This is a genomic window from Candidatus Nitrosopumilus sediminis, assembly GCF_000299395.1.
GTDB lineage: Archaea > Thermoproteota > Nitrososphaeria > Nitrososphaerales > Nitrosopumilaceae > Nitrosopumilus > Nitrosopumilus sediminis.
The window spans coordinates 269,816-282,790 of record NC_018656.1 but is presented as its reverse complement, the minus strand read 5'-3'; the positions used below and the strand labels follow the sequence as shown (position 1 = coordinate 282,790).

At 34.2% G+C, this 12,975-nt stretch carries 11 protein-coding genes; 5 read left to right on the top strand and 6 right to left on the bottom strand.

All coding sequences use genetic code 11. The features are described from left to right. Positions 1 to 61: 61 nt before the first annotated feature. Together NSED_RS01690 and NSED_RS01685 are read left to right on the top strand one after the other, a co-directional pair. The gene (locus NSED_RS01690) at positions 62 to 874 is read left to right on the top strand and encodes a PEFG-CTERM sorting domain-containing protein (protein WP_014964514.1); all 813 of its coding nucleotides are present in this window, start codon (positions 62 to 64) and stop codon (positions 872 to 874) included. A 73-nt stretch (positions 875 to 947) separates the two neighbouring features. After that, positions 948 to 1,748 (top strand): PEFG-CTERM sorting domain-containing protein, encoded by an 801-nt coding sequence (locus NSED_RS01685; RefSeq protein ID WP_014964513.1) that lies wholly within the window; start codon positions 948 to 950, stop codon positions 1,746 to 1,748. Here NSED_RS01685 and NSED_RS01680 read toward each other — a convergent pair. Genes NSED_RS01680 through larC form a run of 3 tightly spaced genes read right to left on the bottom strand, consistent with a single transcriptional unit; the run spans position 1,745 to position 4,930 of the window. Next, a complete protein-coding gene (locus NSED_RS01680; RefSeq protein WP_014964512.1) occupies positions 1,745 to 2,914 on the bottom strand; it encodes a cysteine desulfurase family protein in 1,170 nt (389 codons plus the stop codon). The genes NSED_RS01685 and NSED_RS01680 overlap by 4 nt on opposite strands. After that, complete coding sequence (gene larE, locus NSED_RS01675; protein WP_014964511.1) at positions 2,911 to 3,708, bottom strand: ATP-dependent sacrificial sulfur transferase LarE; 798 nt, start codon at positions 3,706 to 3,708, stop codon at positions 2,911 to 2,913. The genes NSED_RS01680 and larE overlap by 4 nt, the downstream gene beginning before the upstream one ends. Then, the gene (gene larC, locus NSED_RS01670) at positions 3,695 to 4,930 is read right to left on the bottom strand and encodes a nickel pincer cofactor biosynthesis protein LarC (protein ID WP_014964510.1); all 1,236 of its coding nucleotides are present in this window, start codon (positions 4,928 to 4,930) and stop codon (positions 3,695 to 3,697) included. The genes larE and larC overlap by 14 nt, the downstream gene beginning before the upstream one ends. A gap of 89 nt (positions 4,931 to 5,019) precedes the next feature. Here larC and NSED_RS01665 point away from each other — a divergent pair, with 89 nt between their 5' ends. Genes NSED_RS01665 through NSED_RS01655 form a run of 3 tightly spaced genes read left to right on the top strand, consistent with a single transcriptional unit; the run spans position 5,020 to position 8,390 of the window. Then, the gene (locus NSED_RS01665; RefSeq protein WP_014964509.1) at positions 5,020 to 5,934 is read left to right on the top strand and encodes a malate dehydrogenase; all 915 of its coding nucleotides are present in this window, start codon (positions 5,020 to 5,022) and stop codon (positions 5,932 to 5,934) included. A 33-nt stretch (positions 5,935 to 5,967) separates the two neighbouring features. After that, a complete protein-coding gene (gene larB, locus NSED_RS01660) occupies positions 5,968 to 6,750 on the top strand; it encodes a nickel pincer cofactor biosynthesis protein LarB (protein WP_014964508.1) in 783 nt (260 codons plus the stop codon). Between the two features lie 59 nt (positions 6,751 to 6,809). Continuing rightward, positions 6,810 to 8,390 carry a B12-binding domain-containing radical SAM protein gene (locus tag NSED_RS01655; protein WP_014964507.1) on the top strand — a complete coding sequence of 527 codons (1,581 nt, stop codon included), beginning with the start codon at positions 6,810 to 6,812 and terminating at the stop codon, positions 8,388 to 8,390. On the opposite strand, the gene NSED_RS01650 is transcribed toward NSED_RS01655, so the two are convergent. From NSED_RS01650 to NSED_RS01640, 3 genes are read right to left on the bottom strand one after another with little or no spacing between them, the layout of a single operon-like run. Beyond that, on the bottom strand, positions 8,385 to 8,708 hold the full coding sequence (locus NSED_RS01650) for a hypothetical protein (RefSeq protein ID WP_014964506.1): 324 nt from the start codon (positions 8,706 to 8,708) through the stop codon (positions 8,385 to 8,387). The two genes, NSED_RS01655 and NSED_RS01650, sit on opposite strands and share 6 nt — an antisense overlap. A gap of 46 nt (positions 8,709 to 8,754) precedes the next feature. Next, the gene (locus NSED_RS01645; RefSeq protein ID WP_014964505.1) at positions 8,755 to 9,723 is read right to left on the bottom strand and encodes a CFI-box-CTERM domain-containing protein; all 969 of its coding nucleotides are present in this window, start codon (positions 9,721 to 9,723) and stop codon (positions 8,755 to 8,757) included. A 55-nt stretch (positions 9,724 to 9,778) separates the two neighbouring features. After that, positions 9,779 to 12,943, bottom strand: a complete 3,165-nt coding sequence (locus NSED_RS01640) for an alpha-2-macroglobulin family protein (RefSeq protein WP_014964504.1) — start codon at positions 12,941 to 12,943, stop codon at positions 9,779 to 9,781. Positions 12,944 to 12,975: the final 32 nt, after the last annotated feature.

The following is a 12,975-nucleotide window of genomic DNA, read 5'->3' as shown; positions in this document are numbered from 1 at the left end:
GATGAACAATCGTACGTCGTTCGCGCTACTAGCCTTATTGACTGCAGTCGCTACAATAACTATGTCATCAGCATATGCCGCCGGAGATATTCCTCAAGCATGTGTAGGATGTTCTATGGAAGATGCTAGAATAACAGCTGACAATATGTTGAAAAATGCAATTCCAGTATCTGTTTGGACAGATAAAACAGAATATAGTCACAATGACATGATTATGGTAGAAGGCCAAGTGGCAAATGAATCTGGATTTCCAGTTACAATTACTGTGATTAGTCCTCTAAACTCCATTGTTACAATTGATCAAATCAATGTAAAAGATGGTAGTTTTAAGACTACATTAAACACAGGAGGTGCAATGTGGAAATACGACGGTACCTACACCATTAAAGCAAACTATGGCAGTACTGAAAAAAGTAACAGTGTCAAAGTTGAATTAACTGGTGGAGTTGTACATACACCAGACTACACCACACCATCAGAATGTGGTGCTAATGAACTGTCTGCAAATGGTCAATGTGTACCATTTAGCATTTCAGGTGGAATGGTAACAAGTGCAATGCTCAATACTAATGACAACTCAATTGTCATTAAGATCAACGCTAAAGAAGATGGAACGTTAACAATCACCCCATCAAAGAAAACCCTAGACGGTATCTTCATGGTACTAGTTGATGGACAAGAATGGGATGATGTTGAAATTGTTGGAAACAAAGTAACAGTAATGTTCCTAGCAGGCGCTGAGAAAATTGAAGTAATTGGTACCTATGTGATTCCAGAATTTGGTACAATAGCAGCTATGATTCTAGCAGTAGCAATTATCTCAATAATTGCAATCTCTGCAAAATCAAGACTAAGCATTATACCAAGATATTAAAAGTCACACAACTTTTTTCATTTTTTCATTTTTTAATAGTAAAGGAAATATACAAACGAGTATTTTGAAATTTGTGGATTTAAAAATTTTTTATGGATTAATAGCATTATTGGTAATTTCTACAGGTACAGTATTTGCACAAGAATCATTAATTTCAATTCAAACTGATGATAATAATTATGATGAAGGAGATGCAATTGTAGTTTCAGGAAATGTAAAAACAGTGATCGGTGAAACACCAGTAATATTACAATTATTTAATGAAGGCAATTTGGTAGATGTTGCACAACTTACAGTGGCACAAGACGGTAGTTTTACAAAAACATTCCTTGCAGAAGGAGCATTATGGAAAAAATCTGGAGACTATACAATCATAGCATCATATCAAGAGTATCAAACTGAAACTGAATTTTCATTTACTCCAAAATCAAAAGTGGTCGAAACAACAGAACCTTATGAAGTAGATGCAGGAAGTCATGGAACTTTTGATGTAAAATACACCATCAAAGGGGGAACGGTTAAAAAAATGGTAGTAGATTCAGATATTTTTGGTGTGATAGTGCAAATCAATGCAACAGATGAAGGAGTGATAACACTAGATCTACCAAGAGAATTCATAGGGGCAGAAAAACAAGATGGTAAAGATGATACTTTTATCATTTTGATAGACGGAATAGAAGTAGCATACCAAGAATCAGTAGTTCATTCAGAATCCAGAGTGATAACAATTGAATTTGAAGAAGGGGATTCAGACATTGAAATTATTGGAACCTATGTTGTTCCTGAATTTGGAGCAATTGTAATGTTGGTTTTGATTGTCGGGACTATGATGACTGTTTTAGTTACTAGAAATAAATTTCAAATTAGCATCTAGACTTTAGAAGTAAAAGAATACTTTTCTTTAAAGGGAGAAAATGATCTCAGTTCTTCAACAATTTTTTTCAGAGAAGTTACTGTCTGTTCAATTTCTTTTTCATTATTGAATATCCCCACAGTTAATCTTAAAGAACCTGTAATTTGCTCATGAGAAAATCCCATTGCCTGTAAAACATGTGAAGCTCTTTGTGTATTAACAGAACATGCAGAGCCAGTAGAAGCTGCAATCCCATACTCATCAAGTTTTATGATAAGGTCTTCACCGTTGACACCAAGAAATGTAAAATGCGCATTATTTGGCAATCTCGAAATAGGATGACCATTAAGAGTCACTTTAGGAATTTCATGCAATATCTTGTCAACGAGTAAATCTCGAATATTTTTAACATATAACATATTTTCATCTAAATTATTTTTTGCAATTTCACATGCTTTACCGAATCCAACAATATTTGCAACATTTTCAGTTCCAGAACGTAGTCCATGTTCTTGTCCACCACCTAAAATCACAGGATCTATTTTGATGCCATTTTTTATGTATAATGCACCAATTCCCTTTGGGCCATGAAGTTTATGAGAAGAAATTGAGAGTAAATCTATGCCTAATTCTTTAACATCAATGGGTACTTTGCCCACGGCTTGAATAGCATCTGAATGAAATGGGATTTTTTTTTCATTACATATTTTAGCAATTTCAGATATTTTTTGGATGGTACCAACTTCATTATTGCCAAACATTATCGAAACAAGGCAAGTGTTATCAGATAGATGATTTTTTAATTCTAAAGGATCAACCGTGCCAAATTTATCAACAGGAAGATAATCAACAGTTAAACCATTTTTTTCTAGTTGTTTGCAGGGTTCCAAAATAGCATCATGTTCAATTGATGATGTAATAACATGATTACAAGCATTACCCATAGTTATACCTCTTAGGACGGTATTGTTTGATTCAGTGCCACCAGACGTAATCAAAATTTCAGAAGGGTCTGCATTAATCAGTGATGCTATTTGTTTTCTGGCTTTTTCAATTGCCTTGTGAGCTATTCTGCCATATCTATGAATCGATGACGCATTACCATACTGTTCCTTAAGATAAGGCAACATTGAATTTAAAACATCTTCATGAATTTGAGTGGATGCAGCATTATCCAGATAAATCAATCTGCAATCACATTAATTTTTCCTGGTTTATACCCTTCTTGATCAACTTCAACAGAATTAAATCCAATCATCTTTAATTTCTCAGTTAATTGTTTTAAGATCATTTCATCAAATTTAGATATCATGTGTTTTTCAACTTCAATTCTTGCAGAGCCATCTATATCACGCACTCTAACTTGTTTCACATTGGTTAGTTGTTTAACTATAGTTTCGCTAAATTCAATTCGAATTAATTTTTCCGCAGTTACTCTTTGCCCCCAAGGAATTCTTGATGCTAAACATGAATTGGACGGCTTGTCATGTACAGACAGTCCTATCATTTTGGCAGTTTCTCTAATTTTTGATTTTGAAAAATTTGTCTCTACAAGGGGGCTACGGATTCCATTTTGTTTTAATGCCTCAATTCCAGGCCTGAAATCACCCAAATCATCAAGATTTGTCCCATCAACAATTACATCCACATTATGCTCATTTGCCAATTTAACCAAATGCTCACCCAATTCCATTCTACAATGAAAACATCGATTTGAATCATTTTTTGTAAAATCTTCATTCTCAAGTTCGCTATAATCCAAAAGAAGTTGTTGGATTCCAATCTCTGAGCAAATTTGCTTGGCAGTATCAAGTTCTTCTGCAGACAAAGTTTTGTAATCAGCAGTTACGGCAATAGCAGAATTTCCTAGTTTTTGGAATGCAGCATATGCTACTAACGCACTGTCAACCCCACCAGAAAGTGCAATCATCACCTTATTTTTGTCCTCAAACCAATTTGCAAGATTTTCAAGAGTGGTCATTATCCACCTCCAATTTTTCAATTTCTTTTCTCAGCAATACATCTGTTTCTTTAATGGATTTATCAACTATATTCGAAATTTTCTTAAGATCATCAAATTCTATTTTAAAATCAACTTTTCCTTTAAATGAAGATTTTTTGTAATGTACCTGAAAAGTATGCCCGTTCAAAGATATAGAAACATTATGATTTGATCTAGGAACAATAAACCTATCAGAATCAGAAATTCGAATTCCCAAAGTTCCAGTCTCCAACACCAATGTATCAACTATTTCATCAAGAGTGTCATCAGTGCAAATCACAGATACAAGATTTGTTGGCCTTCCTTTCTTTGTAATTCCATGGTAAATAGAGACATCTCGTGCTCCTTTCACCATGATTTTCTCAATCAGATTTCCCAAGATTTCTCCTGAGATGTCATCAACATTTGTTTCAAGGATTTTTACAGAGTCAATTTCAAAATTATTTTCAGAACCTCTAATAATTTTTAGAACATTTGAAAAAGATTCAAAGTCTTTTTGACCTGCCCCATATCCAATAGATTCTACTTTCATTGAGGGATAGTATTTTACGGATTGATGTGCCAAATTTACTAAAATACAGGCACCAGTTGGAGTTGTCAGTTCTTCGTTAGCATCATTTCCTTTAATTGTCAACTTTGAATTTTTAAAAATCTCAAGGATTGCACTTGCAGGATTGGACATGGTCCCATGTGAAAACGTTACAGACCCACCCCCTACTGATACTGGCAAACATACTATTTTTTCATCAAATAAATCTAAATCTTCCAATGCAATTGTAATTCCAATAATATCTACCAGAGTATCAATACTTGAGGCCTCGTGAAAATGAACAGATTCTTCAGGAATACCATGAATTTTAGATTCTGATAAGATTAGAGTGTTAATGCAAGATTCAGCAAACAATTTTGCTTTTTTTGAAAGATTAATTTCTTTGGCAGAATCAACAATTGCATTTTTAATTTCTAGTCCTTTTCTTTCATGAATTTCTTCGTCAATTTCTAAAATCAGTTGTAAAGATTCAATCCCATGTTTTTTGACTTTGCTAAAATCAATTTTTTTTATTGTAGAGTTTGAAAGAAATTTTTCAGATTCTTTGATTCCATTAATGATTTTATTTTTATCAGCTCCTAAATCCACCAATGAGCAAAGAAGCATATCACCAGATATACCAGCAATTTGGGGATCAATCACAAGAACCATAATTAAAATTTATCAAAAATGCTTATAAATTCGACTAATATTTCAGGAATTTCATTAGATTTAATTATTCAAATTTAGCACGAATTTTCATGATTACTATTATTGGTTCAGGTAAAGTAGGCGGAGATGCCGCATTATTTTCAGCATTAAAGCGATTAGATGATCAAATATTATTACTAGATGTTGCTGAAGGTCTCCCCCAAGGAGAAGCCATGGATATCAATCACATGTTATCAGAGCAAGGAATTGATGTAGAAGTAAAAGGATCAAACGATTTTGCAGATATGAAGGGATCAAATGTTGTCGTTGTTGTGGCAGGTTCCGGAAGAAAGCCAGGAATGACCAGAATGGATCTTTTGAAAATTAATGCGTCAATTGTAAAGAGCGTAGTTGAGAATGTAAAAAAATATGCAGATGATTCAATGATAATCCCAGTAACAAATCCACTTGATCCTATGGCTTACATTACTTACAAGGTTTCTGGATTTGATAGAAGTAGAGTCTTTGGAATGGGAGGAATGCTTGATCTATCAAGATTTAGACAATTTATTCATGAAGCAACAGGTCATTCTCGTGATTCCATCAGAGCATTAGTAATTGGTGAACATGGAGAAAACATGTTACCACTGCCAAGATTTTCATCCGTATCAGGAATTCCATTATCAACTTTTCTACCTAAAGAGAAACTGGATGAATTAGTAACTAATACAAAACAAGTAGCAGCTAAAGTAATTGAATTAAAAGGCGCTACAGTTCATGCACCAGGAAATGCAATTTCTGCAATTGTAGAATCTGTTGTAAGAGATAGAAAACAAGTCATTCCAGTTGCAACATATCTTGATGGAGAATACGGTCATTCAGATGTAACAATAGGAGTTCCGGCAATAATTGGTAAAAAAGGAGTTGAGAAAATTATTGAATTGGATCTAAATGATGAAGAAAGACAAGTATTTGATAAAGCAGTTGCGAGTGTAAAAAGCGCCATCTCAGGTATCGAAATCTAAGCCTTTTTTTATACTAATAAAGAAAATATCACATTGGAAATTCATGAAATTTTAGAATCAGTAAAAGAAGGAAAAATCTCAATTAATAATGCAAAAAAGCTATTATCACTTTATTCAATTGAAGAAGTCGAAGGATTTGTAAAAATAGATATCAATAGAAGAAAAAGAAGAGGCATTCCAGAAGTAGTTTTTGCTGAAACAAAAGAATTAGATGAGATTAAAAAAATTACAAAAAAAACTCTAGAAAAAACAAATTCACTAATCATCTCAAGAATAAAGAAAAATGACTATCCAAAAATTCTAGTATTTGCAAAGAGATTAAAAGTGAAAATTAAGACTGGGAAAAATTCATCATCGCTATTACTTTTTAAAAATCCAATAAAATTTCATGGGGGGAAAGTTGGAATTATGACCGCAGGTACTTCGGATATAGGAGTAGCTGAAGAATCCAGATTGATGTGCGAGGCAATGAATTGTAAATGCATTACAAGTTATGACGTAGGAGTGGCAGGAATCCAAAGAGTTTTTCCAATTTTAAAAAAAATGATCAATGAGGATGTAGATTGTATCATAGTTGCTGCAGGGATGGAGGGAGCATTAGCTACTCTAGTTTCAACTTTGGTAGACATTCCTATTATTGGAATTCCAACATCAGTGGGGTATGGATATGGTGAAAAGGGAATAGCAGCCTTAGCATCTATGCTTCAAAGTTGCTCTTTAGGACTATCTGTAGTGAATATTGATAACGGTATTGCTGCAGGAGGGATAGCAGCAAATATTGCAAACAGGGCAATCAAAAAAAATTATTCAAGTTAAAATTCAGGATTAACATACCTCGTAAATCATATATAAGATACCTAAACGAAGTTGGGTAATTGGCTGGCAAACGTGTTGTTCTTACTGCTGATCGTAGTTTAATGACAAATTATCGAGGAAATTTTCTGTATGGATTTATCGCATGTGGACCATATGAGGTTTTACCTGAATGGGTTTTCGATAAAGTATTTTGTCCTTCTGTAGAAACTGATCCAATTACAGGTGAAGTAAAAGTTGCTCAAGTAGGACTAAGAAGAATTGAGAGTTCGTTAATTCAAGGAGGATACAAAAGAGAAGATGTATTCATGGCACATCCTGAAATGTTACAGAAATCAATTGGACCAGACACCAAAGTTGTAGGAATCAATGTGATGGATCCATTAGGAATGGCTCCAGTTACAACAACAATGTCCCCAGAAAAATTATCCTATGTCGCAATGAAATTTAAAAAAATGTGTGCTAGCATAATTCAACTCAAAAAGAAATATGATTTTAAAGTTGTAGTTGGAGGAAATGGGGCTTGGGAATTAGCTAAATCAGATAGAATGAAAATCCACGGAATTGATACAGTTGTTGTTGGGGAAGCTGATGAATTAGCAGTGGATTTGTTTCAAGATTTAGAAAAAAATGATGCGCCAGAACTTATGCACTGTTTTGTAAGAAACCTTGAAAATATTCCAATTATTGAAGGCCCTACTATCAATTCATTAATTGAAGCAATGCGAGGTTGTGGAAGAGGATGTGACTTTTGTGATGTAAACAAAAGATCAAAGAAAGATCTCCCATTAGAGAGATTACAGCATGAGGCAAAAATTAACTTAGATTATGGATTTGATTCTGTATGGTTACATTCAGATGAAATGTTACTCTATGGATGTGATAATAGAGACTTTGTACCAAATAGAGATGCCATAGTTGATTTGTGGAAAGGGCTCAAAGGCCTAGGTGCAAACTTTATTGGTACAACACATATGACATTTTCTGCTGTAGCGGCAGATCCATTATTAATGCAACAAATTTCACAGGTTAACCAGCAGGATAAAACTGGAAGATGGCTTGCAACAAATCTAGGAATTGAAACAGTTGCACCAGACATGGTAAAGAAGCATCTAGGAGTTAAAACAAAACCATTTGCACCTGAAGAATGGGGAAGTGTTGTAAGAGAAGGTGCAAAAATTCTAAATGAGAATCACTGGTTCCCAGCTGCGACAATCATAATTGGATGGCCTGATGAAACACCTGACGATATTCAATATACTATAGACATGATGAGCGACTTTAGAGAAATGGACTTTAGAGGTTTGGTAGCACCATTACTTTACCAAGACTTTAGTGAAAAGAATTCCATGCATTTTGGGAATTTGAATGAAGCACAATTTACCCTATTTTGGAAATGTTGGGAAAATAATTTACGTGTAATTAATGACATTATTCCAATTATTCTAAGAAATAAGACATACGGTCCTCCAATGAAGGTATTCATGTATGGAATTCTCAAAGCTGGAACTTGGGCAATTATGAGATATCTTAGAGGACTCTGCAAGGATCTATTCAATGGAAGAACTCCAGACGAAATAATCGACAAATATGCTAGAAGTAGATCAGTATCTGCACCTAAAATTCAAACTAAAAAATTATAGATTTTCAATCGCAATATCTGCTATTGTATTTCGTTTAGGAGTTAGGCAGATAAAGTAAACTTTGTCTGCCCTTTCAATACTTTCAACTTTTTTAAATGATTTTGATGAAACATCAAATTCATAAATTCCTGGTTCAAGGGAGCCTTTTACATAAAGCATAAGATAAGTTTCTCCAGTTGCAGGACTTAGTGGAATAAAAGACATCACATAGCCTTTGTAAGAATTAATCGGCATGGTGTTTTTCATGGGAGGAGCAGCAGATGTCATATACATTAGAATATCTTCAATTGTTTCAAATTCCTCATATTCAATATGCATGAATTATCCAAGGTGTTTCAGTATAATAACCTAGAGTGAAAACAGATTATTTTCTAGACTTGATATGTTTGTGAACTTTGAATCCAATTAATGCTGGAGCCGCAATATACATACCCAAGTTTAATGCAATTACAGAAATTCCCAATCCCAAAACTTCAGCCTCTGAGCCATCATCAGCTAATGTCATAATAGATAATGTCGAAATCATAGGAGTGATAAATGCCCTTACAGCTTCTTGGAACATAGGATTTTCTCGTTCCATATCAGCAATTGTTGGTGAGAAGGAATAGTACAATTGGTTGAAACCAGACATGAATGCAATTCCAGATGAAGTACTCATTATAGTATTATCTCTAATTTCTCTAAGGAACTGAACTTGTGGTGCTAATTCTGTTCCATATGCTGCAGTAGCAATTAAACAACCACCACCTTTTGGTTCTTCAGTTTTTATCACTTGACAAATTCCATTAACTAGTTCAGTGCCAGCTCCACATGTTGGTTCTGGCTCAGGTGTTGGTTCTGGCTCAGGTGTTGGTTCTGGTTCGGGCTCAGGTTTTGGTTCTGGTTCGGGCTCAGGTTTTGGTTCTGGTTCTGTTGGTTTATTGACAACAGGTTCTGAATCAGCGCCAACATAATTTACTGAAACTTCGGATGAATCTGCACCATAATGAAATTCAATAATATAATCACCATTTAATTTCCAAAGAGGGCCACCAGCAACAATACTTTTTGCAAAAGAGCCATCAGAGCTTGGTGTCAGTTGTCCAATACCGACAATATTATTGTCGGGAGATTTTATGATAAATGTAAGTCCTTTTCCAGATGAAGAATCATAATCTTTGATAGTTCCAGATAATTTTACAGACCCACCATTTGAAACAATATCCAAATCAGTAGATACAGGTAATGCAGGATTAGGATCACTGGTTGCAAATGCAGCACCACTAATACCATAAGATAAAATTGAAATTGACAATAAAGCAAATGCTAAGAATCCAGTTAGCCTCATTTTCATTTTTTTTCATGAGTTGAGAGTATTTATATTTTGAACGAAATAAAAATTGACCAGATTATATTCTAATGATACCTTTTTTGAGCAAGTATTGAATTGATTTTACAAAGTCTTCAACAGAGATTTGATCATCTGCCCACCATTTTGCATTATTTTTGATCCAATCAGGTATTTTTTGTTCAGAATCAGAAATTGCCGAAGAGGGTTTGATGATGAGTCCTTTCTCAATAAAATATTCAATTCCATCAATAAATTCAGAGTCAGAGGCATTATCAGACGACCATGATTGTGCATTATTTTTGATCCAATCAGGAATCAGAGGATTAGAAACTGTGAATGAAATTTTCTCTATAAACGAATCATTATAAAATAAATTAATTTCATAAACACCTGACAAAGAATTTTCATTTATTGAAATCACAGATTTGTAGCCACCATTGTTAGATAGTGTTGCAGCAAAATTTTGAGTCTGCCCATCAGGAGTGCTAATAATTATTTTCAACGGGATTCCTCTTCTAGGATTATCGATACTTCCAGAAAGAATAATTTCCTCAACTTTTCCTGAAATGGGTTTTACAACATCGTATGTACTAAGTTTTGGCGAACTGTAAAAGGAAGTAGGCGTATCTCTCAACAAACTGAAAACATTTGGATTGCCATAATTGTCTCTTGAATCATAATATTTAGCATCAAGGCTGCCACCGGCAGTGGAAATTAATTTAGTTCCAGATTTATCACAAATTTGTGAAGGCATTTTAAACACCCCTTCAAAAATTCCCGTACTAGGTCCAGTTTCAACTAGAGAAAAACCAGTAGAAGCTAATCCACCATATTCAATTCCATTTATGGTACAACGCTTGTAACGAATGTCCTTGAGTTTGATTTCTAATAATATCTCTCCATCTTTTCCTACTGTATCCACATTGATAGAATTAGGATCATCAATAGTGTGATAGCTTTCTATTGTGTCACTTTTTAAATTTAGATCAGCGTCTTTTAGAGTTAGAGTTACAGGTTGTCCAAATCTGAAAGTTGTCGAAGATGTTGATACAACACCAGAATTTGTAGCAGCATCAGATTTTGTAGAAGTTGTTGTGAATACACCAACTTCATCCAAATCGGAATAAGATATTGTAAGTCCTTCTTCATCAATTAATCTATCTGTTATGATAATTTTTATTTGATCATCAATGGTTTGTATGGTTTGAATGAAATTTGGATCTAGTATGTTTAGTTGATTTGCCACAGCATATTCAAAAGTGCCTTCAAAAGTAGAAGAGTTATCCTGAGTTTCTTCTAATTCAAAACGATAAATAGAATTGTTTATACTCACATCATTTTCTAATCCAAAAGAAAAAAGATCAAAAACAATTGGTTGTTTGTTTCTTTCATCAGAAACAAAAATCATACCAGAATCATCATCAGAAGAATCAAAATCAATTACAAGAAATACAGTTCCACTTTGATCTGAAATATCTGCAACATCAGAATCATCCATTTGAATAAATCCTTTTGATGACGAAATTTCACCGGCATCAACTATAGTTATGGATGATCCAGTAAGAGTTCCAAAATAAAGAGAAAAGGATGTATCAGTAAAATCAGTGATTCCTAAATCATTTTTAAGAGATCTTAAATCATAATTAATCCAATTTGTTCCCAGGGTATCAGATTCAGAGACATCAATTAAAGTAGAAGCTAACGTAGATGCAGAAATTCCCAAATTCAGCGAAATTATTTCATAAGAGGCATTTGCTACGTTTGAAGTATCAATATAGAGTCGGTCAGAGTTAGAATCAGGCATGGAAGAATTTGCATCATCACCTGTAGGTAAAGAAGATGTATGAAATAAGACATTTTGGGCATTTCCAAGAGTGATAGGATTTCCTATAGTGATGGAAGGAATAAGTGCTGATGCACGGTAAACATCGAGGTGATCTCGTGAATCAGAATTGATGTTTTGATCAGAGTCAACAAGGATTACTGGAAATTCAGATCCGGGCTTTAATGATTGGGAACCATCACCGATGGTTAAAGTAGGATCACCTAGAGAAACATTAGCTGATGAAGAACCAGTTAGAACAGAGATAGATTTTTTATTATATGTAATAGAGCCAGCTTGACCTCGTGGAGCATCATTTAAAATTTTCAAGACAGACTGATCATTATCATCACCAGTATCAAATATACCAGAATTTGGACCATCTTCAACTAGTGTAATAATTTCGGAATATGTTACAGGTCCATTAGAAACACTGGTATCAGGTTGCTCATTATTTGATTGTAATTCAAGAACGGAATTTTTGAATATAGAAAGTTGTCCATTATCCTCAAAACCAATACTTGAAAGATATGGATCTAAATCTACTAAACCAGATCCACCATTTGCAGAATCAGAACCAGAATTATCATATGCTTGATAAAAAACAGATGGAGTGGATCCCACATCAAAAGTCCAAGAGTCTTCATCTGTTGGATCTTGATTTAATTGAAAATCATTTACTAACAAAAAAACTTCAGCATTTTCAGGATAAAGTGCCCTATCAAGACTCATTGAAATGTTTGGAATCTCATCATACTCTAGCAAAACTTGTTGTGATTGGCCAGCAGGATTGTACTGAATTGTAACATCATTAAATGAATAAAGTTGGATTAATGGCCATGCATTAGGATCCAGCCCTATTTGTCCAGAAGGCACGTTGGAGTTTGTATTAATTGACTTTGCATTTCTAACAACATTATTCCAAATCGTACCAGATGGAGAACCAGTACATGAAGTAAATGAAGAAGTGCCATCAGTAGAATCAGGGGTGGAACGAGGCACAGCAAATCCATCAGTCTCTGAAAGGGAAATTCCAATTACAGATGAGGAGGTATTCCTACTACAAAAAACTCCAAAATCTAGTCCTTCACCATTTTCACTAACGGTAGAATCAGCATTCCTGGCTTTGTCAACATTGGCAAAATAAGCATACCAACTTCCATCAGTTGCCTGTACCATTCGTAACGATTTTCCATTAATAGTAACATCAGGTTCGCCTTTACCTTCACCAGTATCACTTAGATTTGGATCGATTACTACTACTTCAATCACCATAGAGCCAGAAAAATGATTGTCAAATTGTGGATTTTCAGCAGAGACAAACAAGTTTGGATTACTTGATGCCTCAACCTCAATTACAGGAATTATTAATATAATTGAAAAAATTGCAAATAGGCTCAAATATTTTGTATTCCACACATTCCTAAGACCAC